A 26,654-nucleotide genomic window follows, 5' to 3' on the forward strand; every position below is an offset into this window, starting at 1 on the left:
CCATTTTGGGTTGCTGGTTTCTTTATGCACGCTTTTGTTCATAGTCACTGACCATGATCGGTGCTTTAATATAAATGTCTACATTCACAGGACGGAGCCTCTTCACTAATTTTCCTGTTAGCAGGCGATCCGTTCCAATCGTTTCAACCGGAATCAAAGGACAATCGCATGCCTCGGCGAGCACTGTCGCAATGGCTTGATCTTTTTCTGAAAGCAATAAGCTTTGACCAGACATCATTCGTTCTTTGGCTGCTTCTAATAACTGTTCATCTGTCTGTTGCTCGTGAATAACCGCCATTTTATGCAACCATTGCTTTAAAATAGGGTAGCGATAAAGACGCGTCTTAGCAAAAAAAGCAAACGGCTTCTCAAGATGTCCAACTAACAGTGCCGTCGTCACTGTGTTCAGCTCACGCGTTACATATATCACTGGCCCATCTGGCAATTTCTTTTCCTGATGAATCGTCATCACCGATCCCGATTGATCAATACAACCCCGCGTAAATGTTTTCGCATGTTCATGTATGAGATGCATGCGTTTCGTATAGGAAATGCGGGGATCTGTTAATTCATGATCATACAAATGCCTCAAACTTTTTAAAAAGGATACCACAACATAAAACGTTAAAAACCAATAACGAAACAACCGTACTCCTCCTACTCATTTATCCTTCTTTTCTGTCATAGACGACAAACTCATAATTGTAGGGGTTCTTTTCGTCACTTTGGCCTTTTTCACGTGATACAATCGTCCAATCGTTTTCATCGTATGGAGGAAAATAACGATCACCTTCAAATGAATGGTGAATATGCGTAATGTAAAGACGATCCGCGTGCGGCATCATTTCCTCATATAATTTCGAGCCACCGATGATAAACAATTCCTGCTCATTACTCACCAAGGATAAAATGTCCTCAATCGAATGGACAATGTCACATCCTTCCGCTTGAAACGTTGGGCTTGTCGTTAAGACCACGTTCCGGCGATGAGGCAATGCTCGTCCAATGGATTCAAACGTTTTTCTCCCCATGACGATGGTATGTCCACTTGTCACTTTTTTGAAATACGTTAAATCAGCAGGTAAATGCCATGGCATTTGATTATCAAGACCAATGACTCTATCGTTTCCTGTTGCCACAATCATCGAAATCATACACTGACTTCTCCTTTTATATGTGGATGCGGATCATAGTTTTCGAGCACAAAATCATCGAACGTAAAATCAAAAATACTCTTTACATCTCTTGTGATTCGAAGCTGTGGAAGTGCACGTTCCTCACGCTCTAGTTGCATGTTCACCTGCGGCAAATGATTTTGATAAATATGTGCATCTCCTAGCGTATGAATAAACTCTCCCGGCTCAAGATTCGTCACTTTGGCAATCATCATGGTCAGTAAGGCATATGAAGCAATATTAAATGGCACTCCTAAAAAGATATCTGCCGACCTTTGATAAAGCTGGCAAGATAGTTTGCCGTTTGACACATAAAATTGAAACAAGCAATGACACGGCGGTAATGCCATTTGATCGACTTCTCCCGGATTCCATGCACTTACGATCAATCTTCTTGAATTTGGATGATGCTCGATATCATGAATCAGCTGACTGATTTGATCAATCGTCTCACCGTCTCCGCTCTGCCAAGATCTCCACTGCGCTCCATACACACGGCCAAGCTCTCCATTTTCATCTGCCCATTCATTCCAAATGCGGACGCCATTGTCTTGAAGGTATTTGATGTTTGTATCACCTTTTAAAAACCATAGTAACTCATGAATAATCGATTTCAGGTGTAATTTCTTTGTTGTCAATAAAGGAAATCCTTCCTGCAAATCAAATCTCATTTGGTAACCGAACGTACTGATCGTACCTGTTCCTGTTCTGTCACCCTTTTTTTCCCCATGCTGTAATACATGACGACATAACTCTTTATATTGTTTCATTTTTTTCATCCTTTATTTATGTTCTTGTTGTAGTGTACCTTATTTTTGCTCTCGTTGAAATACTCTCATTGAATCTCTCGTGAAATAAAAAAACATGACGGTTTTTCATGAACTGTCATGTTTGTCTTTTTTATCCTTTGTTCACTCTATCCTGCTCTTCGTCCTGAATATCTTGATGAGAGTGTGCAATTCGGCTTGCTGCTGCAGCGGCAAGTGCTGCGACAAGATCGTCTAAGAAAGTGTGCACTTCTCCCGGACGACCTTTATCTAACTCGTGGATAATGCCGAATTTTTCCTTGTCTAGGTAACCGAAGTTGGTCAAACCGATTGATCCATATACGTTTACAATGGAAAGCGGAATAATCTCATCAATTCCATAGAGTGGCTCATCTGTTTCAACTAAGTGCTGTAACGGCTCTGGTAAAAGCTTCTGTTCTGCCAGCTGATCTAGGGCAAGACCTGTCAGGACAGCATGAACAATTTCTCGTTTATTGAGCACTTTTTCAACATTTTCAATTGCTACACTTAGTGGTAGATTTGGATAGTATTTTTCTTGAAGCTTCGTCACAATATGTGCGATGTCCTCAATTTTTACTCCCCGGTCATTTAACATTTGCTTTGTAATCCGAACCATTTCGCTCATCGTATACTTTTTCAATTGGCCTGACATCTCCTTCTAGTGGCTCATCCAGCTTGGCGGGGTGTTTTTATCCCAGTAAATATTACCGAGTTCATGATGCGACTGGAATCCATCTTCTGCTGTATGGTAGTGAAAGTTAAACCAATATCCGCTATGAGGCGGGTGATCTCTTCTAACATGAAACCGGAGCAAATCTTCTCCTGTTTTTTGATTGTAAATATGAAAAATTCTTTCGCCCTTTCCACTTGCGGGTTGGTTGGTTAACACAATCTCTTGGAATTTTTCATCATGTTTGAAATTCGTTAAAAAGTCTGTAATCACTTGTTCAATTTTTGGTTGAATCTCTTCTCTAAACTCGTCTTCAATGACAGGTGTGATTCTTTGACCAAATTTGAGAAAGGACTGGTTTTCTGCGCTTGATAGAACCTCTTGCTTGTACTGCTCATAGGGATCTACCTCTTCTATATCGCCTTCTTGCCCGACGTCCCAACTGGGCGCTTCATCTGATTGATCATAAACAGCCGTATATGATGACTGATCCGATGAAGAAAGTTCAGATGGCTTGTCTGTCATCAAAGCCGATGGAGGAGAGATTAAACCAAATGTCGCAATCGTAAAGAGAGCAACAAGCGTTTTTCTCATCCACATTTTCATGATATCTAATTCCTTCCATAAGTTATCATACTGCTATTCTAGCATATAATGAATTTTCAGTCATTCATTTTGGTTCGTGATAGGACTTTCTTTTTCAAGATAAAACGGTTACAATAGCAGGTACATAAGCTAATATTTGGGAGGAATGGATATGCTTGAAGGTTTTTTCATCATCGCTTCCTTACTTACATTAAGTTATTTTGTCTATATGGAAATCACCGATTAAAAGCCCTTAAATAGGGCTTTTACTTTTGTCTTCAATCGATATATAACCATAATGAAATTGCGCTGTTTTCCGTTTGATCACCTGAAATTGGTAGGCATCTGTTGTAAAACGAGTGCTCTTCCAATGATCTTTTAACACGACTCTCTTCCTTGCCACTCTTAGCGCTTCTCGGATCGCCACCTGATGGTCAAAATCGTGTTCTGCCACATGGCGAAGCGGTGCGATACTCGCAGATTCTTGTATCGTTTCCTCGAACATCGGATCAAAGTATACGACATCAAATGAACGATCGGGGAACTTCTTTAATTGTTCAATACTGTCCCCGCACATAACAGAAATTCGTTTCAATGCATCGTCTGCTTCTACTAAGCCAGTCTCCCATGTGTTTAATCCTTCCTTCACTAACAAGGCAGTCATTGGATTTTTTTCAATTCCAACCACTTCACCTGAAGGCCCGACCACACAGCTTGCGGTAATGGCATCGGAGCCTAAGCCAAGCGTACAGTCTAACATTGAATCTCCCGGCTGTAGTTGTGCCGCTTCGATCAATGGGTCATGTTCACCTCGCAGAATTCGCTTCACCCTGAACATCGCTGAACTTGGATGGAAGAAAAACTTTTCTCCATTTGACTGATACCATTCAAATCGTTCTTTACCTACAACCAAGACATCCCCATGGGTTTTGGCAAGGTTTCGTACAGATTGTTTTCGCCGTTCAATGTACTGTCCTTTTAAATCAGCAGCCAATGCCTGTGCTGTTTGAATGGTTTGCACATTTGGCCTAAAGCTAGTTGTAATGTACATGTCGTCCTCCGTCATCATGAAGAAAAAATGCCCTGATCACAGGGCATTTCAACATGAAAATTAGCAATGTTTTTCAAATGCAGATAAGACATTTTTCATGATCTCTTCCATCTCATGACCTTCAATTTCGTCACGTGGAATAAAATGAACGAGCTCATTCCCTTTTAACAGTGCCATAGAAGGAGAAGATGGTTCTTCACCAGTAAAGTATTCTCTCATCTTAGCCGTTGCTTCTCGGTCTTGGCCAGCAAAAACAGTCACGATGCGATCTGGCGTTTTTTCTGCCTTCATGACAGCTTGAGTGGCAGCAGGACGTGCTAAACCAGCAGCACAGCCACAAACAGAATTGACAACGACAAATGTTGTACCTTCTGCTTCTTGCATCGTTTGTTCTACCTCTTCTTCAGTTGTTAATTCTTGAAATCCCGCACTTGTCAGTTCTTGACGCATCGGTACAACGAGCTGACGCATATATTCCTCATATGCCATTGACATCAAAAAAGCCCCCTCTAAATCCTTATGTGTTGAATAAAGGATACTATAGAGAGAGGCTTTTTTCAAATGTTCGATTCGGGATTAGATTTTCATAATTCCGCCTGTATTCGCTGATGTCACAAGTTTTGAGTATCTAGCAAGATAACCGGTTTTCACTTTCGGCTCAAAGCCTTTCCAATTTGCTTTACGTCTTTCCCACTCTTCTTCAGGGACATCTACACTTAAAATTCGCTGTTCAATATCAACCACCACGTGATCACCATTTTCAACAAAAGCGAGTGGACCACCCTCTGCGGCTTCCGGTGAGACGTGTCCAATCGATAGACCGCGTGATGCACCAGAGAAACGACCATCTGTAATGAGAGCAACCTTAGGTCCTAGACCCATACCAACAATTTGTGAAGTCGGGGCCAGCATTTCAGGCATGCCAGGTCCGCCTTTAGGTCCTTCATAACGAATAATGACCACATGTCCTGCTTCTACTTTTCGGTTAATGATCCCTTCAAGTGCATCTTCTTGAGATTCAAATACGATCGCAGGTCCTTCATGTCGTGTGATTCCGTCTTGTACACCGCCTGTTTTAATAATGGCACCATCCGGCGCAAGGTTACCAAATAGAACGGCTAAGCCTCCTTTTTCAGTGAAAGGCTTATCAATTGGGTAAATGACATTATAATCTTTCACCTCATGACCCGCAATATTCTCACCTAGCGTTTTCGCTGTTACAGTCATCGTATCTAAGTGAAGCGCCCCTTCTTTCTTGGACAATTCATTTAACGCGGCGCTAACCCCACCTGCTTCATGTAAATCTTCAATATAAACATCTGATGCAGGTGCTAGTTTTGATAAATGCGGTACACGTTCTGCTACCTCATTGATTCGCTCCAATGAGTATTCAACACCTGCTTCATTTGCAATCGCCAATGTGTGAAGTACCGTGTTGGTTGAACCACCAAGTGCCATATCTAAAGCGAAGGCATTGTCGATGGCTTTTCCAGTCACAATATCACGTGGTTTAATATCTTTTTCAATGAGTTCCATCAGTTGTTTTGCAGACTTCTTAGCAAATTCTCTACGTTCTGGTGATGTCGCCAAAATCGTCCCGTTCCCAGGAAGAGCGATACCAAGGGCTTCTGCTAAGCAGTTCATGGAGTTTGCTGTAAACATACCAGAGCAAGATCCGCACGTCGGACAGCCAAATTGCTCTAACTCGTTGAGTTCTGCTTCATTGATCTTCCCTGATTGGTATGCACCCACGCCTTCAAATACGGAAGATAAGGAAATTTTTCGACCATCACTTGTTCTCCCAGCTTCCATTGGACCTCCGCTGACGAAGATGGTTGGAATATTGACACGCATCGCTGCCATCATCATGCCCGGTGTGATTTTATCACAGTTCGGAATACAAACCATTCCATCAAACCAGTGTGCAGATACAACGGTTTCTACAGAGTCAGCGATGATTTCACGACTTGGTAGAGAGTATCGCATTCCGATATGTCCCATTGCAATGCCGTCATCTACACCAATTGTATTAAATTCAAACGGTACTCCGCCGGCTTCTCGGATTGCTTCTTTGACAACTTTTCCGAATTCCTGAAGATGGACATGTCCTGGGACAATATCAATATAGGAATTACATACAGCAATAAACGGTTTGCCAAAATCCTCATCTTTTACACCAGCTGCTCTTAGTAAGCTTCGGTGAGGTGCTCTGTCAATTCCCTTTTTAATCATATTACTACGTAGTTCTGCCATCTCTTTAAAAAACCTCCTATACTACAAGTCTCGTTGACTTCATAATTTTCATTTGATTTTATTTTACAAATTTTCTGTTTATTTAGCCACCTAATGAAAGAAGGATGACTATCTTTTTTTGCTGAATCAACTGTTCAGCAAAGATCGCGTCATAAAATCTGACCTCCAATATTGTATATTGGTATTACTATATAGAGTTTTTTCGCATATTTCAACAATATTCAAAATAATTTTTCTAAAAAAATTTTTCTGTCTATCAAACACGTTGTTAAAAAACAAGCTGCACTTTACTGGCAGCTTGTCTGGTTTTTTCTTATTCTGAAGCGCTTTTTCTGCTCTCTGTCATTTGCTTCCACACAGAGCCCTTCGCTTCTTCCCCTAGTTCAATTCGTTCTATTGCCATTTTCACTTGAAGACTGACCTCGAATTCAGGATCTTTTTCGGCCTCTTTTAATGCTTCAAGCGCCGTTTCGTCACCTTCTTCGTATAGAAACATTGCCGCACGCCAGCGAACAAGTTTACTCGGGTCCTTTAAAGAAGCCATCATCGCTTCCATTGCTTGAGGATCTCCAAGATCCGAAATACAGTCTCCAGCTGTGCGCCGAACAGTGACGGTCTTGTCTTGAAGTCCTTTGTACAAAAGGGGCAAAATGACAGGATCTTCAATCATCCCAGCGTTAACAACAGCTTGTCTTCGAATAGAGGTTTTCGGATCATCCATCGCTTTCATTAAAACAGGCAAATCCTTCTTCTCAGGGTGCATTTGCTCTAAATGGGCAAAACGTTTTTTCCAATCTTCCTCCTCAAGCATCTCTTCTGTCACTTCATATGCTTGGCGCTGCACTTGTTGATCGATCACTTCTTGCCCTTTTTTGACTGCATCCGTTAAACGACCTAATCGGTCATCATCGTAAGCCGCTTGAAGCTCTTCTGTGACCTCCTGACCGATTTCTGCAAATTCTCCAAAGCGCACACCTTGTTCTTTCCAAACTCTTTCAAAGACAACGTTATCTGAACTGCTTCTCAATTTTAAAATTGCTGCCTGAAAGCGATCAGGCATGCCAAATCGCTCTTCTTTATCACCATCAGTCAACTTAACCTGCATCGGGATGCCATTAAACATTTGGACAAACACTTTGACTTCCCCAAATGTGTCACTTTCTGATTGGGATTCCTCCTGAAGACCTTCCGCTTCTTGTCCAAAAGCTTCTCTCACCTGTTGTAAAATTCCTTGCCAGTCGTACTTGGCATTTCGCTCAACCGCTAGGAAGTCCGCCACATGATAGACTCCTTTTACGCCTTCAATATTTAAAATGCGTCGGATCATCTCAGGCGCTTCATCTTTTTGGTCTATTTTATAATTGTTGCTTTTCCCGCCAGCAAGTGCTTCTGTCAAAATGACCTTCATTGTATTAGGACTTGGCGTTGGTTCTATTGCTGTAATTTTCATCTAACATCCTCCTTACACACGTAAAGACCCTACTCATCTGTAAGGCCGCATTCTTTTTTCCACATCGTGATAAACGTACACATGAACGCGTGGCGCTCTATCGCGAGCTGTCTACCGGTATGTGTATTCATCATCTCTTTCAATTTGAGCAGTTTCTCTTCCATATGTTTTAGTACGGCGTGCTGAAGTGGATCTTTTGTATCATGACGCTCACTTTTCGCCCCTGCATAGGTAAAGGCTCTTGCAATTCCAATGGCTCCTATCGCATCGAGCCGATCTGCATCTTGGACGACTGCCCCCTCTAATGTGATGGGTTTATGTTGTACATGCCGATGACGAAAAGACATGGTTGAAACAATATCCATGATATACCGAATATCTCGTTGGTCCACTTCCCATAAGGAGAGCTGCTGCTCAAGCTGTTCTGTTGAAATTTTCCATTCATTGGACAGTTTTTCATCTATCAGGTCATGTACGATGGCCGCCATTTCAATAACAAACAGAGCGCCACCTTCATCCTTTGCGATATTCACTGCTAGTCGGTGCACCCGATCAATATGTGCTGCATCGTGCCCTGTTGGTTCGAACGTCAGTCTGTTAGAAACAAAGGAGGCAGCTGCCTCCAATTGTTTTTGTTGCTTGATCGTGTACATCTTATTTGTCCAATAAAGCAATGATAGAGCTTTCTAATTCTTTAGGGGGTGTTTTTGGAGAAAATCGTTCAGTGACTTCCCCATTTTGATCAACGATAAATTTTGTGAAATTCCATTTGACTGTTTTCGTGCCAAGAACGCCTTTTGCATGACTTGTTAAGTACTTGAAAAGAGGGTGTGCATGATCACCATTCACATCGACTTTCGCAAACATAGGGAACGTCACACCGTAATTCAATGAACAAAATTCTTGAATCGCTTCTTCCCCTTCTGGCTCTTGGTTCATGAATTGGTTACATGGAAATCCTAAAATCTCAAGGCCTTTTTCGTGATACTGATCGTACAACTCTTGTAATTGCTTAAATTGTGGTGTTAACCCACATTTACTAGCTGTGTTGACAATGATCATCACTTTTCCTTTATAATCTGCCATTGACTTTTCTTGGCCGTTAATTGTCTTGACCTGTATGTCATAAATGGACATCTTTTAGCCTCCTTGGATTCACTTTTCCCTATCGTACCATGCTTTTTTTAGAAAATCGCGATATATGCTTTTTTAAAACAGTCCCGTCACACTGCCATCTTCCAATATATCCATATCAAGTGCCGCAGGCTTTTTAGGCAGGCCTGGCATCGTCAGAATACTTCCAGTCAACGCGACAATAAATCCAGCACCAACAGATGGTTTCAGTTCACGTATCGTAATCGTGAAACCTTTTGGTCTTCCGATGAGAGCAGGGTCATCCGAAAGGGAATATTGCGTTTTTGCCATACAAACAGGAAGATGTGACCAACCGTTTTTCTCAATGTCTGCTAACTGTTTTCTAGCTTTTGTTGTGAGATTCACACCGTCTGCTCCATACACCCCTTTTGCCACTTTAGATAACTTTTCTTCAATCGAATCATGTTCTTCATACAAATAAGAAAAGTTATTTTCATTCTGTTCGATGAGTGTTGTGAGTTCCTCTGCAAGTGCTGTCCCGCCAGCGCCTCCTTCTTCCCACACATTCACTGCTTTGACTGGATGCGTATGTGTTTGGCACCAATCTTCTATCGCTTGAATTTCTTCTTTTGTATCTGTGACGAAACGATTCACAGCCACGATGTATGGAAGACCAAATGCTTGTACAGTTTCAATATGTTTTTCTAGATTATGTATACCTTCTAATACGGCTGTCACATTTTCTTCTTGGAGCTCTTGTTTCTTGACTCCGCCATGCATCTTTAATGCTCTTACAGTTGCCACAATCACAACAGCGCTAGGTTTAAATTTTCCTGCTCTTGTTTTAATATGTAGGAATTTTTCCGCGCCAAGGTCTGCTCCAAATCCTGCTTCTGTCACGACATAATCAGCTAATTTTGCTGCCATTTTTGTCGCAATTAAACTATTGCAGCCATGTGCAATATTCGCAAACGGACCACCATGGACTAAAGCAGGTGTGCCTTCAATCGTTTGAACAAGATTCGGCTTGAGCGCATCTTTTAATAGTAAAGTTAAAACACCCTCATACCCGAGGTCTCCAACTGTTACAGGATTTTTCTCATGATTGTATGCAACAACAATAGAAGAAAGTCGTTTTTTGAGATCTGTTAAATCTTCTGCTAAACAAAGGATCGCCATGATTTCAGAAGCGACGGTGATATCAAATCCATCTTCTCTAGGGTATCCATTTAATTGACCGCCAAGTCCTACCACTACTTGTCTTAACGCACGGTCATTTAAATCAAGTACGCGTTTCCACACAATCCGGCGCGCATCAATACCAAGCTCATTACCATGATGAATATGGTTATCAATAAAAGCAGCTAAGGCGTTATGGGCAGATGTGATCGCATGAAAATCTCCTGTGAAGTGAAGATTAATTTCTTCCATTGGGAGAACTTGTGAATATCCTCCTCCTGCTGCGCCGCCTTTCACGCCCATTGTTGGACCTAATGATGGCTCTCTCATCGCAATCATGGCCTTTTTCCCGATTTTTTCGAACGCTTGACCTAAACCAACGGTGACGGTTGATTTACCTTCTCCTGCTGGAGTGGGATTAATTGACGTCACAAGAATGACGTTTCCATCTTTTTGTTCTTTTAAACGATCAAAAATATTTAAAGATATTTTCGCTTTTGTGAAACCATAGCATTCTAATTCTTCGTCATTTAATTGTAACTTTGCTGCGATTTCTTGGATGGGTCTTAATTTTGCCTTTTGGGCGATGTCAATATCTGATAAATGTTTTTTAACCATGTAGAAAAGCCTCCTTTTTGGACAGTAACAGGTGTGTTTTTGTTCTATTTTTTCATTGTAACATAATTGAAACATTGAAATATCACCAAAAAGTTCCTATAATGAAATGAAATTAGCTTTGGTTCAGGGGGTGGCGAGTTGCCTATAAACATTCCAATTCATCTACCGGCAAAACAAATACTAGAGAGCGAAAACATTTTCGTCATGGATGAGACAAGGGCATTCAAGCAAGATATCCGTCCTTTGAATATCGTGATCTTAAATTTAATGCCTAAAAAAATACAAACTGAAACGCAGCTGCTTCGAATGCTCGGAAATTCTCCTTTACAAGTGTACTTTACGTTTTTGATTCCAAGTACACATACACCGAAGAATACGTCGAAAGAGCATCTAAATGAATTTTATACGACCTTTGAATCGATCCGCCATAAAAAATTTGATGGAATGATCATTACCGGCGCACCAATTGAGCATTTACCTTTTGAAGAGGTATCGTATTGGAAAGAGTTGCAGAATATACTGGACTGGAGTAAAACCAATGTGACTTCTACCCTTCATATATGCTGGGGGGCACAAGCTGGTCTATATCATCATTATGGCATTGAAAAAATCAAACTTTCAGAGAAAAAATTTGGCGTCTTTGAGCATGTTGTCAAAGAGAAAAAAGAAAGATTAGTAAGAGGTTTCGATGAAGTATACTATGTCCCACATTCTAGACATACAGATATTAATACAGAACAATTAAAAAACACACCAAATCTAAAAATATTGAGTATATCTGAAGAAGCTGGTGTTTGTTTAATTGTTTCAGATGATGATAAGCAAGTATTTTTAACTGGACACCCTGAGTACGATACAGACACATTGAAGCAGGAATATGAAAGAGATTTATTGAAGCATGAAACAGTCAAAAAACCCGTCCACTATTTTATAGAAGAAGATGACACATTAGTGCCTGTGAATCGCTGGAAAGCCCATGCCACATTACTCTTTATGAATTGGCTAAATTATTATGTTTATCAGGAAACACCTTACGTATGGGAATAAAATAGACTAGAGTCTGATGCGAAATATTTAAAATGTGTTAAAATACAAATGGTTCAGCTTTCCATGCCGAAATGAGTCTGTTGGTTTTTTAAAATTAGTTTAATTCTTTCGTAACGAGTGATATGATCTATATGTTTATATGTTATCTTTGTAGACGTAAGAGATTCGTAGATTCGTACGAAGTTTTGTTGTTGTTGATTACATTTGAGGTGAATATTCTTGAATACCAATAAAAAAATATTAATCTTGACCGCAAATTATGGAAATGGACATATGCAGGTAGCTAAAACACTGTATGATGAATGTAAATCCCAAGGATTTGAACATGTAATCGTCTCTAATTTGTATCAAGAATCCAATCCCATTGTGTCAGAAGTGACTCAATATTTATATTTAAAGAGCTTCTCCATTGGGAAACAATTTTATCGCTTGTTTTATTACGGTGTAGATAAAATTTACAATAAACGAAAATTTAACATTTATTTAAAAATGGGAAATAAGCGTCTGGATGAATTAATTCAATTACACAACCCAGACATCATCATTATTACATTCCCAATGATTGTCGTCCCAGAATACCGCAATAAAACGGGGAAAGTGATTCCGACATTTAATGTCATGACAGATTTCTGCCTTCATAAAATCTGGGTACATGAAAACATTGACCGTTACTATGTTGCAACCGATTATGTAAAAGAAAAGCTAGTAGAAATCGGCACACATCCAAGCGATGTCAAAGTAACAGGCATTCCAATTAGACCACAATTTGAAGCAGACGTGCCAACGTCGAAGATTTATAAAAAATATGGATTGTCATCAAACAAAAAAGTCCTTCTAATTATGGCTGGTGCACACGGTGTATTAAAAAATGTGAAGGAACTATGTGAAGCGTTACTTCTTGACAGTGAAGTGCAAATTGTTGTTGTTTGTGGAAAAAATGCCGCACTCAAACAATCGCTTGCCGAGCTAGAACGAACTCATCCCGATCAATTAAAGGCGCTTGGATATGTGGAACAAATTGATGAATTGTTCAGAGTAACAGATTGTATGATTACAAAACCAGGCGGTATCACATTAACAGAAGCAACAGCGATTGGTGTACCGGTGATTCTTTATAAACCTGTGCCTGGGCAAGAGAAAGAAAATGCTCTTTTCTTTGAAAAGAAAGGTGCTGCAATCGTTATAAACAAACACGAGGATATATTAGAATCCGTGACACAATTAATGCAGGACGAAGAAAAGCTAGAAACCATGAAACAAAACATCAAAAAGCTACATTTCAAACAATCTTCTCAAACCATTTTGGAAGATATCATCGAACAATCAGATCTCATTACAAATAATAAAGCTTTTGCCCATGCATAATGTGAAAAGGAGCCCGTCATTGACGGACTCCTTTTTTTACTTTATCCTTGATTGCCACTTGTTGTGTAAATTTCTTCATACGGCTGAACAACGACAAAACCGCTGCCACTAAACTTCATTTGAATGGATTCCCCGCTCCCCCTACCAATAAACGTTTTAAAGGACACATCTGTGACAAATTCGGTTTTTAAGTCCCCTGACCACGCAACTGTTGCATTCGGATCTGTATAGACTGAGTCACCTGGTGTGACAATCAACGTTAATGGCTCGTAATGACTGGTGATCGCAATAAGCCCAGGCCCTTCAAGTTTCACATTAAACAATCCACCAGCAAGCATGCCAGAAATCTTTTTCATCAATTGAATATCCCACCTGACAGTTGGTTCAAATGCCAGTAAATCATTTCCATTCACAAAAATAGATTCCCCTTTTTGCAAACGAAGAATGGATATTTTTTTCCCTTGATCTGCCACATATAATTTCCCGTTACCAGTTGCTTTCATAAGAGAGGTTCCTTCACCTGATAACATTTTTTTGAACATTTTCGATACGCCATGTTCAAAAACCCCTTCTCGTTCAAACTTTATATTGCCTCGGTACGAAACCATAGAACCTGTTTTTGCCCAGATTCGATCTGTTACATTAATTTCTAACAGTCTTGATGTTTCAAGCTCAAAGACCCCTTCCCCTTTGTCTTCCTGCTGGGTGTTCTCAACAAATTCATTCATGGTATAACGATTCATCCTCCGCACCTCTTTCTATGTATTTTTTTAATATACGGTCAAGGTACACACTAGGTTTCATAAAATATGGATGTGATCAATCACATACCTTTCATTAAAAGACAAAAAAATCAAATATTCTGCTCAAAATTTGGCTCCTCTGCTTGACGCTTTACTTTTGATAGTGTATAGTGGAACCATCATTTAACATCTGTTAAGGCGTTAGGTGATGAAAATTTTTTTTAGTATGCCTAAAGGTATGCTACAGTACTAGGAGGAAAAAGCAATATGCAAAACGGTAAAGTAAAATGGTTTAACAATGAAAAAGGTTTCGGCTTCATCGAAGTTGAAGGCGGAGACGATGTATTCGTTCACTTCACAGCTATCGAAGGTGACGGCTACAAATCATTAGAAGAAGGACAAGAAGTTTCTTTTGAAATTGTTGAAGGTAATCGTGGACCTCAAGCTGCAAACGTAACTAAAATTTAATTAACGAATTGAATGATGAAATGACAAAATAAAGAGAGGCATATGCCTCTCTTATTTGATTTTAAGCTGAATCTCAATCGCTAAAATATTTTGTTTTAATCTTTGTTCAATTTCAGAGATATCTTTTTCGAGAAAAGGTCTTCCCTTCTTGGCGACATCCACTAGTTGTTCTAAATCACTGTACACTTCTTGAAATGTGCGATGCAATACCGTTTCAAAATCTTTATTATCCATGCCGGTCTTCCCCATTTCCTCTAATTTCCGTTAATTAGTTAATAAGTAACTAAATTAAAACTTTCTATAGTTATATCGGCTCATTTTTAGGAATATGTTCTTTTTTCACACATTCGTTCTGTTTTTTTTAAAGAGCAGATATTTATTGAAGGAAAAACCGGTCGGCTTATTTATTTTTTTAGGAGGACATTTCCGTATTCTTTGATTTTCTCACCCACGGTACATTGTTGGATGCAAAAAGAATGCGCTTGTTTCTTCCCTAGTTCTTTTCGAAAATGTTTCTTAATAAAGCAATCAGAACAATACGTATCTTGAAGATCCGTTAATTCTTTTACTGCTGTTTTTTTATCCACATTATTCAGCTCCGTCTGCTTCTAATTTCAACTTACTTTCGATTGGGACGTTTGCAAGGATTTTCCTTGCTAGCTGATCCGCTTCTGTATTTTGTTTACGATTGATGACTTCGTAAGTTGGCGTCAGTTTTAGCTCTTTTAAGCTAGCTTCTATTCGATCAAGCCACTTGCTATGGACATCATCATAACAAGGCCACTCCCCGTTTAGCTGATTCATCACAACAAGTGAGTCTCCTCTAATCGTCACAGAATTTCTGCTCGCCCCTATGTCTTTTAACGCTTTAACTGCTTCATATAATGCTGCATACTCAGCTTCATTGTTGGTGCTCCCTTGAAAAGATTGATTTTTTCTTAATCGGTAGGCATCTTCTCCAAGCGTATAATATACGACGATCCCAAGCCCTGAAGCACCAGTTTCCTTGTGAAAACTTGCATCAAAATAGACCTGAAGTTGATCTGGCTCCAGTTGAAGTTCTACTTTGAGCTTTTCTAGTTCTTTTATCGACCACATGGCCCCTTTTTCATCTTCAAATGATAGGAGAGATTGTGGTTCTTTTTGATCGATATATTTTGCTAAACGTAAGGCCTCTTTGAGCTCCATCCACTCTTCCTGGAAAAAAGCAATCGCCCCAATTGATTTCACTTTCATTGTATAATGTGCTCTTAGTTTCATTGCTCACATCGCCTTCCCGTGCTTTTAAGGTCAAGATTCGTTATGCTATAATCAAAACGTTACATTTTCAAATATGAAAGGAAGTTTATATCACTTGTTTAATGAAGGTATATGGATCTTATTTGCGATCATTAATTTTATCATTGTTCTTTTATTTTATAAAGGATTTGGCAAGATGGGCCTTTTCGTTTGGATTGGCTTTGCAACGGTTGCTGCAAACTTACAAGTTGTGAAAACGGTTGAGTTGTTTGGTTTAACCGCAACTCTTGGAAACATTTTATACGGGAGTGTTTTTTTCGCCACAGATGTGTTGAATGAAAAGTATGGACAAGCACAAGCACGCAAGGCAGTTTGGATTGGCTTTGCCACCCTATTAACCTTAACGATTGTGATGCAAGAGGCTTTGCTTTTCCAGCCTGCGTCGTCTGATATCTCACAATCCTCATTAGAAACGATCTTTGGCTTTATGCCGCGGTTAGCACTTGGAAGCATCGCTGCTTATATCATCAGTCAAATGTTAGATGTTTATGTATATTCGTATATACGCCGGTTATTTCCTTCTGATGGTGCGCTTTGGCTACGTAATGCAGGAAGTACGATGATTAGTCAACTACTTGATACACTGATCTTTACCACGATTGCATTTTTAGGCACGTATCCATTCCATGTGTGGATTGAAATTTTCATCACAACATATGTGATCAAATTCATCGTCGCAGCCATGGCTACACCATATGCGTATGCAGCGAAGAAAATTGTTCCGATGGATGAAAGGGGGAAATAAATTGCTTGCTGAAATTTACATTGATGGTGCTAGTGCAGGGAATCCTGGTCCTTCAGGTATTGGTATTTTTATGAAATATGAGGGCAAAGCAGAATCTTTCTCGATCCCTATCGGTTCAATGAGTAATCATGAGGCAGAATTTTATGCTTTGATTGAAGGGATGAAAATGTGTTTGAAAGCAGGGTTACGCACCGTCTCTTTTCGAACAGATTCGCAGGTAGTAGATCGTGCTGCGAATGCAGGCTTTGCGAAAAATCCGGCATTCAAGCATTACATTGAAGAGATGAAACAACTTCAAGCACAGTTTGATTTATTTTTTATTAAATGGATACCAAGTAAGGAAAACGTAGTAGCCGATCAGCTCGCCAGAAAAGCGATTCACCTTTCACAAGGATGAATCGCTTTTCTTTTGGTTATGCTATATGTTGAGGTGATACTAATTGGATAAAGTGAATAAAGGTCGTGTCACAAATGGGACAACGCCTCAAGGTGATAAGCAAACAAAAGATAATCAACCGCTGTCTCAACTTGAGGAGAAGGCGAAAAAAAGCAATACAAAATCGTAATATGTGTCACTATAAGAGAGCTAACATATATGTTTTAGCTCTCTGACGTTTAACAATTAACCAATCTCTACTTCGCTTAAACGATGCACCATTTGTTCAATTCCTTTGATCTGATGGAAACGTAACATGGCTGTTGCTCGCTCTGGATTGATATTCAATTTCGTCTGATCGATTGGACAGTCGAGCGGGACATCACATTTGATTTCTGCTAAAATGCGGGAAAGCTTAAGGTCCTCTAACCCTGCTTGCATTTTCTTTTGCTGTGCAGGCGTTAATTCATGCACATGTTCTAATAGTCGTTCAATGGTGTCATAGGTTTGAATAAATTTCAGTGCGGTTTTTTCGCCAATTCCTTTTACACCCGGATAATTATCGCTTGAATCTCCCATTAAAGCCTTCATATCAACGAGTGCTTTTGGAGAGATCCCCATTTCTTCTTCGAAGATTTCTTTTGTATAATGCTTATAATGTCCGATGCCTTTTTGCATCAGTGCCACTGTCACGCGTTCATCAAGAATTTGTAGTAAATCCTTATCCCCCGTTAAGATGGTCACATTTGCTTCTTGTTGATAGTGTGTGGCAAGTGTTCCTATACAATCATCTGCTTCAAAGCCCTTTAAACCAACGCTCAAAATACCGAGTTCTTCTGTGACTTCTTTTGCAAGATCAAATTGCGGTAACAGTTCTACTGGTGGCTCGCCTCGATTTGCCTTGTAATCTTGAAACAATTCATTTCGATACGTTTGACTCCCCATGTCCCAACAGCAAACAATATGAGTGGGCTGAAAGGTTTGAACAGCGGTCAACAAATGCTTCAAATAGCCGTTCACTCCATTTGTCGGAACACCGTGATCATTTATCATAAAATTGCGATGAACAGCTGTTGCATAAAACGAACGGAAGAGAAGCGCCATTCCATCTACAAGTAGTACGTGTCTATTCATGTTCTTAATCTCCCTCTTTTAAAACAATACCCCTATTCTATCACAGAACCGAAAAAAAGAGGCCTCCTTCTTTTGACAGAAGAAGGCGCAGCCTTTTTTACTTTTGACCATATTGCATTTTTTTCGATTCTATTTCTGCATAAGATGGCATGTCTTTTTGTTTTGGTACAGTTTCTTCCTTCTGATTGGTGTTTTCCTTCTTTTTCACGATATCCCTCCCCTTTCTTCATCTATTGATTAAGATGACCAAAGAAAGGGGAATTACTCTTACTTCTGTTTACGCTCCACATATTCCTTCACCATGTCAACAGTTACATGCTTACGTATTGGAACTATCCCACCTCGTGCAAGTTCATTCATTTGCGCCGTAATGCGATTGATTTGATCTGTTGTAAAAGGCTCGTTTTGACCACATTTCGTTACAGCCTCATCAATCGCTTGCTCTCGTTTTTGTTCAAGTGCGAGAAAGGATTGGATATGGGCATGCTGTTTTTGTGAATGTGCGGAAATCTCTTCGTGTACGCTCGTCATATTGATCAACTGCTTTCTTTTTTATATAGTTTATCATGAATCAGGTGCTTTTCAACTGTGTTTTCCATTGCTCCGTTTGTTCGTACACTTGCTCGATGATTGCCTGTTCATTCGCGTCTGTTGTTAAACTTTTAACAAATGTATGCTTTTGATCGTTTAGTTGGTCTAGCGTTTCTGTCTCATATTGATCACGATACACATTGACCATCTGCTCATATCTCGCAAGCAACTCTTCTTCTTCCCTTTCCGCCCACTTAGTGGTGATGTGAAGAAGGACATCACGAATCGCTTCAATCAATGCAGCCTTTCCGTTTTGTTCAAAAAAGGCTTTTGCTGATTTCTGTTTCTTTAAGAACGGCTCAAATAAGGCAAGCTCCGTCTCTACTTCGATTTGTTTCAACTCTGCGCTTTTTTCTTCTTGTGGTGACAATCGGATAGAAAAGTAAGGATCATCGGCACAGGCGGTCTGTATACCTTTTCGCCACTCTTCTTGAAAATACTTTTTAATAAAAGATTCCATTCGAATATCGAGTGCCTTGATTTCCTGTACAAATTCAAATTCATAATCCTTCATCGCCTGTTGAAGCGCCTTTTTCAACTGTTCTTGAAAATTCCCTTGTGATAATCCAGGATAAAAGGCTAGCTTTAACAAATCATTGGCAAAGAGTGATAGTCGCTGAACGATGTGATACAGCTGTTCTTGCAAATCTTTTTTCACACTGTCTACGACAAATTGAGACTGTTTCATCACGTTCACTTTGTCGAAAAGTGCGGCATATGACTGTTCTATCTTCTTCTTTTCCTTTTGTTTCTCATCTTCTGATTGGTGAAGCGTTGCATGCAATGTCTGAACCGTTTCACACAGGGACTGGGCTTCAAAATATAGGAGTTCAATGGCATCCTTCGTTAATTCTTCATCAATAAAATGGTCCAATTGTTTTCTTAGCTGGCTAAATTGATTAAAAGGAGTTGTGTGTTTTCCTTCTATCTCTTCTTTGCTCGATACATGATGGACATTCGGATGTCGAATGCCTTCTTTTGTCAGTTCTGTTTGCACATAGTGAAAGACCGTCTCAAGTTCCGTTTCATCCTTTGCCAAATCAGCGGCATTGATGATGAAATACATTTTATCCATACTAAACGAGTCTTTCACAAGGCCTAACTTGCGTAAAAATGACCGATCTGCTTTTGAGAATGAATGCTGATAATACGTTAAATAAAGCAGCGCATCTGCATCCTTCATATACTGAAACGCAATCTCCGTATGCCGCTTATTCATACTGCTTGCACCCGGTGTATCAACAATTGTCAGTCCTTTATCTGTGAGTGGGGTGCTTAAATAGACAGTCACTTCCTTTACGACACATGAAATCGACTCTTCCGCCACAAACGGCTTTAATTCATCAAGAAGTACATACAATGGGCGTTGCTGGTCAATATACTCGTTAAATCGATCATGCGCGTGAAGAAAGTGCTCGACAATGATACGATCGTCTTGTTCAAGCTGCTTTTTTTTCAGCACTCTTTCTAGTTTGTCGCCAAAGGCGCTTCCCTTTTCCTCTGTTACGGAAAACCCAAGAATCTGATCAAGTTCTTCAAGCATTTCCTGTTCCGTTTTGAAGACAACTTTCACCGTTTCATTCGGGTGTTCGTTGGTCGGTTTTGTGAGTTTGTTAATCGTTGCTGTTGTGGGTGTCGGGGATGATGGCAATACCTTTTTGCCCACAAGTGCATTTGCAAAGGAAGATTTCCCTGAACTAAAAGCACCGAATAATGCTAGTGTAAACTCTCTTGCCTGTAAACGTTCTGTTCGTTTTTCAAACGATTCCCTTTGAGATCGAAGTGCGTCTAAAGGCTTCAGAATACGGGCTAAGTTTTCAAATCGGACAATCGACTGCGCGGTTGTTACATGCTGCGAATGGCGCACTTTTTCTTCAACTGGCTGTTCCCTTTTTTGCCTCTGCTCCGTTACATCTGTTAACAGGCTTTTTTTCAGAAGCTGATCATGCTGGATCCATTGTTTTTTCGCATGAAACCAATTCCCTTCAATCGGCTCTTCTGTCCCGTTATTCCATATGTGCCATATCTCTTGAATATCTTGCGTGATGTGTTGTTGTCTTTCGATTTCATTTTCTAGCGTTTCGAGTTCTCGCTTCGCCTGCTCCCATTTGCTCTGTTTTTCCGGTTGATGAAGTGTAAGCTTGTGTTCAAGGAGTTCGGTCATTTGTTTGATCATCTGCATGGTTTGTTGCTTTGCGTTTCTTTTCAGTGCTTCACCTGCATCCTTTGCATATTGAAGGACGTATTCGTTTGAGAAAGTTGCACCAGGATGAATGACGCTTTCGAGCAAAGATTCTTGAATCGGCGTCTCAAATGCCATCACTGTTTGTAACAATTCTTCACCAAGTTGATGATCTTTGACTTCTTTTTTTAGTCGATCCGCAATGTGCCAATCTACTTCCGCTTTCATTCTTGCTTTTACATCTGTTACGAAATCACTCGCCCGCTTCTCTTTTTCTTGCTGGGTCTTCTGTTTAGAGAAAAGCATCCCCACTTTAAAGCCCGGTGCTTTCGATTCGATATAGTCACTTGCAAGTTCTCTCATCTTAAATGGTGTCAAATTCGCATTTTTTAAAATACTCTCCACGTCAGCCGTTACTTGTTCTTCTAGCTGTTTTGCGCCATTTTCAGCGTAGCGATAATGGGCTTCGAGTTCTTTGACTTCTTTTGTTTTCTTTTGAAGTTGTGTATGAAGATCCTCTTCTTGAAGCTCTTCTTTTAATGATTCGGTATGTTCCTTTAGTACATGGACAATTTTTTGCTCTGTATAGGCACGAAGTGAGGCTTTAGGTAAGGTTTGTAATTCTTTTAGTTTTTGAATCAATCGATTCATTTCGTTTTTTGGATGCGCTTCCTCTGTCACAGATGTGAAGTAAAGATGATCTTCCTCAATGCCTTCTTTCATGAGCATCTCGACAACTTGCATTTTGTAATCCTCAAATGTCGTCTCGTGTTCATCGTGTCGATCGACTTGATTGACAATGAAATATAGATTCGGAATTTGATCTTTAATTGAACGAATAAACCGAATATTTTCTTCCGAATGAACATGGTTATAATGAACAACATAAAAAAGTGCATCTGCTTGATGAAGAATGGACGCAGCCGATAAAAAGTGGGCATGATCGGTTGAATCAATTCCCGGTGTATCAATCAAGGCGACTTTTTCTTCCAGCCCCTGATAATCACCGCTCATTTCCACCATTTCAATTTGTTCTCCATCTTTACAAAAGCGCTGTACAGCTTCTTTATCATATGCGCCGCTCATTTTGGCAAAACGACCGTCAGATGTGTGAAGCTTGACTTCATGTACACCCTTTCTAACAACGACCAAGTTTGCACTCGTTGGTATCGGGCTCGTTGGGAGAATATGATCATGCAATAAATAGTTGACGAGTGATGACTTGCCAGCAGAATAGTGTCCTGTAAAGGCGATATACACTTCTTCTTCTGCGTCCTTTTTCATAATGGATGCAAGTTTTGCTGCTCGCTCAGCGTCTTGCCTTTGAAGGAGACGTTGATATAGAGCACCTGTCGTTTGAACAAGTGAATCTCGGATAGACAAATCTTTCATGAAGATTAACCCCTTTGTTTTTAGAAAAATCAGTTATGTACATGATTCCATTTTACACAAAATAAAGATATATTTCTTCTGATCTGAAGAAATAAAAAAATCTGCTCCTACTCAGTCACAATCGACTGAATTTAGGAAGCAGATTTTTTTGAAACACCTTTTAATACAAAACCAATCAATAGACTGTAAACACAGACTGTACCGATTAAAAAAACCATTGTCATCTTATCACCGTCCACCATTCATTAATGAGAATGTTTATCATTAATGAAAGTGTAACACAATTGATAATGATTTTCAATATTAATTTAGTAAATGCTGTTGAAGCGCTTTTTCTTCCGCTTGAATGCGGACAACCATCATCCATCCGTTTAAACACGTAAATAAAATGGCTGTGATATACGCTTGAAACAAAAGAGGAATGAAGAGGAGTTCGATTGCAACGACAAGATAGTTCGGATGTTTCAACCAACGATACGGCCCTTTTTTCACGATCAACGCATTTGGCACAACTAAAATTTTCGTATTCCAATACGTCCCGAGTGAGTACAATGCCCAATATCGTACAATTTGGGTAAGCCCGAGTAGAAGGAGCAATAGAAGAAAGAAACGAGACGGCTCACGCTGTAAAAGCCAAGTCTCTAAGGTGAGAAATAAAAAGAACGCTGCATGCATCGCAACCATATAAGGATAATGCCCCGCCCCAAATTCAATTGCCCCTAACGCTTTGACTCTTTTCTCATTTCTTTTTGCAACAAGCACTTCAATAAGCCGCTGACAGACAAAGAGACCAATCATGAACCAGAAAATCATCATGATATTTCCTCCCATTTCATCAGTAACAGCTCAGATGAAAAGCCTGGTCCTAGAGCGCCGCATAGCCCGATTGCTCCATCGTCCATTGTCTCATGTTCAAGAAAATGTTTGATGACATACAATACCGTTGCAGAAGACATATTTCCATGATGCTTCAGGATTTCTTTTGATGACATGAGCTGTTGCTCCTGTAAAGATAGACTGTCGATATACGCATCAATCACCTTTTTTCCTCCTGGATGGGCGAGGAACACAGATAGATTGTCCTTTGAATGCCCTTGCTGTTCTAGGAATTGTTCCACTTGTCCCTTCAACCAGCCTGATATCATCGTTGGAATGTCTCGTGAGAAGATCACTTGAAAACCATTATTTGTAAACGCCCACCCCATCACATCTTCGGAGTTCTTCATTGTGACAGACTGGGTACCTATCACTTTAGGCACTGTTTTGAATTGCGTATTATGTAATGTAGCTCGGTCTCCTGTTAACAAAACAGCCGCAGTCCCATCTCCAAACAGTGAGGTGCCTATTAAATTACTCTTTGATTGATCTTGCGGCTGAAAGGTTAAGCTACATAGCTCACTAGCCACGACTAGCACCTTTGCTTCAGGATATGCTCTAATATATTCAAACGCTCGTGACAATCCTGCCGCTCCGCCCCCGCAGCCAAGCCCCCAAATTGGCACTCTTTTTGTATAAGGTGAAAATGGGAGAACATTCATCAGCTTGGCATCAATACTTGGTGTTGATAATCCAGTGCTTGAAATGAAAAACAAGGCATCGATCTCATCATACGGAATAGGGCTTTTTAGGAATGTCGTATCATGAAGACAGTGGGTAATCGCTTCTTTTGCATGTGCCAATGTCTTTTCTAAATAAATATGATTTTTCTCTTCAAATGAGTGGTATTGTTGATACCACTGAATAGGCTTTACAAACTGTCTGCTCTGAACTTCTCCATTATTAAACGCTCTCAGGAGCCTATCAATATCTTTAAACGACCGTTTAAATTGAGATCTTGCAAACTCAGCAGCTGTTTGCTGATCTACATCATGATCTGGCAGACTGGTTCCAACTGACAGAATATATGCCATCTGATTCACCTCTTTTCGTTAACTTCCCCCATTTAAAAAAGGATATACATGCCAAATCGTCACAAATCAGTCAAAACATTTTCCTTCGTCTAACTTTTTGTCTTGACGCTAATTGAGAAATATTGGATAATATAGGTGAAAACATGATGTAGTTTTCCTCCTTCACAGGTTCGTTCCAAGCCAAGCGAACCTGCTTTTTTTGTATAAAAAAACACCTCTTGTCAAGAGGTGTTTACATGACCGATTGTTTTACTTCTTCCCTATGCTGCTCTTCTTTTTTAAATGGGATCATGTGATAAATAATATGAAGTAAAATGGCTGTAAAACTGCCTGCCACAATCCCGTTACTCGTCAATAACTTGATCGATTCTGGCAACTGTTCAAACATTTGCGGGACAACGGTAACGCCTAATCCGATCCCAACCGAACAAGCAACGATAAGCAGGTTTTCTTGTTTTGAAAAATCGACACGCGTGAGCATTTTAATTCCATAAGCGATGACCATTCCAAACATCGCTACCATTGCGCCACCAAGCACTGACTTAGGAATAATCGTCGTAAATGCAGCAATTTTAGGGAATAAGCCAAATAGCATCAATAATCCCCCTGTCACCACGATGACCTGATTTTTCTTTACGCCTGTTAACTGAATCAGCCCTACATTTTGTGAATACGCGGTGTACGGAAATGCGTTGAAAATACCGCCTAACAACACAGCAATCCCCTCTGCACGGTAGCCCTTTGCTAAATCTTTTTCCTTTAATGAACGATTTGTCAAATCTCCTAGCGCAAAATAAACGCCTGTTGATTCTACTAAAGAGACAATGGCCACTAAAGTCATGGTCATGATGGGTGCAAATTCGAAGGTAGGCATACCAAAATAAAATGGTTCAATCATTCGAAAGATTTGGGCGTTCGCCACTTCTGTCGTTTCGACTTTCCCTAAGATGGATGCGACTGCTGTACCTAATAAAATGCCAATTAAAATCGCAATGGCTTTCATAAACCCTCTAGTGAATCGATAAAGCAGGACAATGATCAATAAAACAAGAAAAGCTAAACCTAGGTTTTCAAAAGAACCATAATCAGCACTACCTTCTCCGCCTGCCATATTGTTCATTGCAACTGGAATAAGGGTAATGCCGATAATGGTAACGACTGAACCCGTCACAACAGGTGGAAAAAACTTGACTAGCTTTCCAAAGAAAAAGGAAAGGACAATCACAATGCATCCTGAAGCAATAATACTCCCATATATTGATGAGACTCCGTATTTAGAACCGATCGCAATCATCGGAGAGACAGCTGTAAATGTGCAACCAAGCACAACCGGTAATCCGATCCCAAAATAGCGATTTTTCCATACTTGTAGCAGTGTTGCAACACCACACATGAAAATATCTGCGGAGATTAAGTACGTTAATTGTGCGGGTGTTAGCCCAAGTGCATCTCCAACAATGAGCGGGACAAGCACTGCACCTGCATACATCGCCAGCACATGCTGGATACCAAGTGAAAGTGTTTTGGCTTTTTTCGCAGTACTCATGATTGTCCCTCCCGAACAAACGTGACTTTTCCTTCCTCTAGTGATTCAATACGTGCAAGAGATTCGACGCGATACCCTAATTCCGTCAGCACTTTCCTTCCAGGCTGGAATGACTTTTCAATGACAATTCCAAACCCAGCGACCTTTGCCTTCGCCTGCTTCGCAATCGTTGCTAGTCCTTTTGCAGCTTCACCGTTCGCTAGGAAGTCGTCAATGATGAGGACACAATCATTTTCACCAAGATATGTATTTGAAACGGCAATGGTACTTTCGACTTTTTTGGTAAATGAGTACACATTAGCTGTCAGCAAGTGATCCGTTAATGTCAGAGATTGGCGTTTTCGGGCAAACACAACAGGGACTTGTAAAGCAAGACCTGCCATCACAGCAGGCGCTATCCCTGAAGATTCAATCGTGATGATTTTCGTAATCCCATCATGCTTAAATAGTCTAGCAAACTCTTGACCGACCTCTTGCATGAGGACTGGATCAATTTGATGATTTAAAAAAGCATCGACCTTTAACACTTCATTGGATAGCACAATTCCTTCGTTCTCAATTTTTTGACGCAACAATTCCATCATGACTTCCTCCTAGCCCATTGGCAAATATACGTTTTTTTACATAAAAAAAGCATTGCTGTCCATTCAGGAGCAAGCAATGCGAAAACGATCCACAGATCTTCAGCTCAAAGACAAGCTGTTTCATTTTGCTCACTCATAGTCGGACGGTATCGGTGTCCGGTAGAAACTTGCGTGCCATCATCACGCGATTATATGAGTGCTTCATAGTGTACAAATTATAACAAGATTTCTGACGCTTGGAAAGCACTTTTCTATAAAAATACCGAACTTAAATAATAAATTAGACTGAAATGTTCGTTTTTAGAAAATTCACATATAAAAAAGCCCCCTTCTCGGGACTGACCCCCGTTTTTGAGACAGGGATCAAAAACACCTTTATACAGCCAACTGCCGATAGTTTATCGGTGA

Annotated in this window: 30 protein-coding genes and 1 riboswitch; of the genes, 6 read left to right on the forward strand and 24 right to left on the reverse strand. The window is 40.1% G+C overall.

The genetic code is table 11. The annotated features are described in order from the left end of the window. Positions 1–22: 22 nt before the first annotated feature. The 12 genes from AB1K80_RS14730 to AB1K80_RS14785 form a co-directional block, all read right to left on the reverse strand. A complete protein-coding gene (locus tag AB1K80_RS14730) occupies positions 23–646 on the reverse strand; it encodes a lysophospholipid acyltransferase family protein (protein ID WP_412857517.1) in 624 nt (207 codons plus the stop codon). Positions 647–665: 19 nt separating this feature from the next. After that, complete coding sequence (folA, locus tag AB1K80_RS14735; RefSeq protein WP_412857519.1) at positions 666–1,154, reverse strand: type 3 dihydrofolate reductase; 489 nt, start codon at positions 1,152–1,154, stop codon at positions 666–668. Further along, positions 1,151–1,945, reverse strand: a complete 795-nt coding sequence (locus tag AB1K80_RS14740; protein WP_412857520.1) for a thymidylate synthase — start codon at positions 1,943–1,945, stop codon at positions 1,151–1,153. The genes folA and AB1K80_RS14740 overlap by 4 nt, the downstream gene beginning before the upstream one ends. A 130-nt stretch (positions 1,946–2,075) precedes the next feature. Further along, positions 2,076–2,603: a phosphatidylglycerophosphatase A gene (locus AB1K80_RS14745; protein ID WP_412857522.1), complete on the reverse strand. Its 528-nt coding sequence runs from the start codon at positions 2,601–2,603 to the stop codon at positions 2,076–2,078. Between the two features lie 18 nt (positions 2,604–2,621). Further along, positions 2,622–3,239: a YpjP family protein gene (locus tag AB1K80_RS14750; RefSeq protein ID WP_412857524.1), complete on the reverse strand. Its 618-nt coding sequence runs from the start codon at positions 3,237–3,239 to the stop codon at positions 2,622–2,624. A 232-nt stretch (positions 3,240–3,471) separates the two neighbouring features. Next, entirely contained in the window at positions 3,472–4,269 is a 798-nt protein-coding gene (locus AB1K80_RS14755) for a class I SAM-dependent methyltransferase (protein ID WP_412857525.1), read from the reverse strand. Between the two features lie 60 nt (positions 4,270–4,329). Beyond that, positions 4,330–4,764 carry a BrxA/BrxB family bacilliredoxin gene (locus tag AB1K80_RS14760; protein ID WP_412857526.1) on the reverse strand — a complete coding sequence of 145 codons (435 nt, stop codon included), beginning with the start codon at positions 4,762–4,764 and terminating at the stop codon, positions 4,330–4,332. Positions 4,765–4,845: 81 nt separating this feature from the next. Beyond that, the gene (ilvD, locus tag AB1K80_RS14765; protein ID WP_412857527.1) at positions 4,846–6,522 is read right to left on the reverse strand and encodes a dihydroxy-acid dehydratase; all 1,677 of its coding nucleotides are present in this window, start codon (positions 6,520–6,522) and stop codon (positions 4,846–4,848) included. 313 nt (positions 6,523–6,835) lie between these two features. After that, positions 6,836–7,972 (reverse strand): conserved virulence factor C family protein, encoded by a 1,137-nt coding sequence (locus AB1K80_RS14770; protein ID WP_412857529.1) that lies wholly within the window; start codon positions 7,970–7,972, stop codon positions 6,836–6,838. Positions 7,973–8,001: 29 nt separating this feature from the next. Continuing rightward, positions 8,002–8,646: an HD domain-containing protein gene (locus AB1K80_RS14775; protein ID WP_412857530.1), complete on the reverse strand. Its 645-nt coding sequence runs from the start codon at positions 8,644–8,646 to the stop codon at positions 8,002–8,004. Further along, positions 8,627–9,109: a glutathione peroxidase gene (locus AB1K80_RS14780; protein ID WP_412857532.1), complete on the reverse strand. Its 483-nt coding sequence runs from the start codon at positions 9,107–9,109 to the stop codon at positions 8,627–8,629. Before AB1K80_RS14780 ends, AB1K80_RS14775 begins: the two co-directional genes overlap by 20 nt. Before the next feature lie 72 nt (positions 9,110–9,181). After that, a complete protein-coding gene (locus AB1K80_RS14785) occupies positions 9,182–10,864 on the reverse strand; it encodes a formate--tetrahydrofolate ligase (protein ID WP_412857533.1) in 1,683 nt (560 codons plus the stop codon). Between the two features lie 138 nt (positions 10,865–11,002). Here AB1K80_RS14785 and metA point away from each other — a divergent pair, with 138 nt between their 5' ends. Together metA and AB1K80_RS14795 are read left to right on the forward strand one after the other, a co-directional pair. Next, complete coding sequence (gene metA / locus AB1K80_RS14790) at positions 11,003–11,911, forward strand: homoserine O-acetyltransferase MetA (RefSeq protein ID WP_412857534.1); 909 nt, start codon at positions 11,003–11,005, stop codon at positions 11,909–11,911. Between the two features lie 219 nt (positions 11,912–12,130). Beyond that, positions 12,131–13,276, forward strand: a complete 1,146-nt coding sequence (locus tag AB1K80_RS14795; protein ID WP_412857535.1) for a diglucosyl diacylglycerol synthase — start codon at positions 12,131–12,133, stop codon at positions 13,274–13,276. 41 nt (positions 13,277–13,317) lie between these two features. On the opposite strand, the gene AB1K80_RS14800 is transcribed toward AB1K80_RS14795, so the two are convergent. After that, the gene (locus AB1K80_RS14800) at positions 13,318–14,019 is read right to left on the reverse strand and encodes an AIM24 family protein (protein ID WP_412857536.1); all 702 of its coding nucleotides are present in this window, start codon (positions 14,017–14,019) and stop codon (positions 13,318–13,320) included. 267 nt (positions 14,020–14,286) lie between these two features. Between AB1K80_RS14800 and cspD the strand changes: the two genes are divergently transcribed. Further along, positions 14,287–14,487, forward strand: a complete 201-nt coding sequence (gene cspD, locus AB1K80_RS14805; RefSeq protein ID WP_003215784.1) for a cold-shock protein CspD — start codon at positions 14,287–14,289, stop codon at positions 14,485–14,487. Between the two features lie 51 nt (positions 14,488–14,538). On the opposite strand, the gene AB1K80_RS14810 is transcribed toward cspD, so the two are convergent. The 3 genes from AB1K80_RS14810 to AB1K80_RS14820 all read right to left on the reverse strand — a co-directional run bounded on the left by AB1K80_RS14810 (position 14,539) and on the right by AB1K80_RS14820 (position 15,747). Beyond that, a complete protein-coding gene (locus AB1K80_RS14810) occupies positions 14,539–14,721 on the reverse strand; it encodes a hypothetical protein (protein ID WP_008346368.1) in 183 nt (60 codons plus the stop codon). 170 nt (positions 14,722–14,891) lie between these two features. Further along, complete coding sequence (locus AB1K80_RS14815; RefSeq protein WP_412857537.1) at positions 14,892–15,074, reverse strand: zinc-finger domain-containing protein; 183 nt, start codon at positions 15,072–15,074, stop codon at positions 14,892–14,894. 1 nt (position 15,075) lies between these two features. Then, positions 15,076–15,747 carry a reverse transcriptase-like protein gene (locus AB1K80_RS14820; RefSeq protein ID WP_412857538.1) on the reverse strand — a complete coding sequence of 224 codons (672 nt, stop codon included), beginning with the start codon at positions 15,745–15,747 and terminating at the stop codon, positions 15,076–15,078. 94 nt (positions 15,748–15,841) lie between these two features. On the opposite strand from AB1K80_RS14820, the gene AB1K80_RS14825 reads away from it, so the two are divergent. The 3 genes from AB1K80_RS14825 to AB1K80_RS14835 are packed head-to-tail and all read left to right on the forward strand — an operon-like array spanning position 15,842 to position 17,097. Further along, positions 15,842–16,531 (forward strand): queuosine precursor transporter, encoded by a 690-nt coding sequence (locus AB1K80_RS14825; protein WP_412857540.1) that lies wholly within the window; start codon positions 15,842–15,844, stop codon positions 16,529–16,531. A gap of 1 nt (position 16,532) precedes the next feature. After that, positions 16,533–16,928 carry a reverse transcriptase-like protein gene (locus AB1K80_RS14830; RefSeq protein WP_412857541.1) on the forward strand — a complete coding sequence of 132 codons (396 nt, stop codon included), beginning with the start codon at positions 16,533–16,535 and terminating at the stop codon, positions 16,926–16,928. Positions 16,929–16,971: 43 nt separating this feature from the next. Continuing rightward, complete coding sequence (locus tag AB1K80_RS14835; RefSeq protein WP_412857543.1) at positions 16,972–17,097, forward strand: small, acid-soluble spore protein L; 126 nt, start codon at positions 16,972–16,974, stop codon at positions 17,095–17,097. A gap of 56 nt (positions 17,098–17,153) precedes the next feature. Here AB1K80_RS14835 and AB1K80_RS14840 read toward each other — a convergent pair whose 3' ends face one another. The 8 genes from AB1K80_RS14840 to xpt form a co-directional block, all read right to left on the reverse strand. After that, a complete protein-coding gene (locus tag AB1K80_RS14840; protein ID WP_412857544.1) occupies positions 17,154–18,041 on the reverse strand; it encodes a 5'-3' exonuclease in 888 nt (295 codons plus the stop codon). Between the two features lie 267 nt (positions 18,042–18,308). Further along, positions 18,309–18,572 (reverse strand): YpbS family protein, encoded by a 264-nt coding sequence (locus tag AB1K80_RS14845; protein WP_412857545.1) that lies wholly within the window; start codon positions 18,570–18,572, stop codon positions 18,309–18,311. A 40-nt stretch (positions 18,573–18,612) separates the two neighbouring features. Further along, positions 18,613–22,206: a dynamin family protein gene (locus tag AB1K80_RS14850; RefSeq protein ID WP_412857546.1), complete on the reverse strand. Its 3,594-nt coding sequence runs from the start codon at positions 22,204–22,206 to the stop codon at positions 18,613–18,615. Positions 22,207–22,337: 131 nt separating this feature from the next. After that, positions 22,338–22,448, reverse strand: coding sequence for a Fur-regulated basic protein FbpC (gene fbpC, locus AB1K80_RS14855; RefSeq protein WP_412857547.1), 111 nt, complete (start codon positions 22,446–22,448; stop codon positions 22,338–22,340). A gap of 61 nt (positions 22,449–22,509) precedes the next feature. Further along, positions 22,510–23,019, reverse strand: coding sequence for an isoprenylcysteine carboxyl methyltransferase family protein (locus AB1K80_RS14860; RefSeq protein WP_412857554.1), 510 nt, complete (start codon positions 23,017–23,019; stop codon positions 22,510–22,512). Further along, the gene (locus tag AB1K80_RS14865; RefSeq protein WP_412857549.1) at positions 23,019–24,116 is read right to left on the reverse strand and encodes a type III polyketide synthase; all 1,098 of its coding nucleotides are present in this window, start codon (positions 24,114–24,116) and stop codon (positions 23,019–23,021) included. Before AB1K80_RS14865 ends, AB1K80_RS14860 begins: the two co-directional genes overlap by 1 nt. Before the next feature lie 232 nt (positions 24,117–24,348). Beyond that, positions 24,349–25,662: a xanthine permease PbuX gene (pbuX, locus tag AB1K80_RS14870; RefSeq protein WP_412857550.1), complete on the reverse strand. Its 1,314-nt coding sequence runs from the start codon at positions 25,660–25,662 to the stop codon at positions 24,349–24,351. Continuing rightward, positions 25,659–26,243: a xanthine phosphoribosyltransferase gene (gene xpt, locus AB1K80_RS14875; RefSeq protein WP_412857555.1), complete on the reverse strand. Its 585-nt coding sequence runs from the start codon at positions 26,241–26,243 to the stop codon at positions 25,659–25,661. Before xpt ends, pbuX begins: the two co-directional genes overlap by 4 nt. A gap of 119 nt (positions 26,244–26,362) precedes the next feature. Beyond that, positions 26,363–26,462: riboswitch (purine riboswitch) on the reverse strand. Positions 26,463–26,654 lie beyond the last annotated feature (192 nt).

Source organism: Bacillus sp. 179-C3.3 HS, assembly GCF_047229225.1.
Classification (GTDB): Bacteria; Bacillota; Bacilli; order Bacillales; family Bacillaceae; genus Bacillus.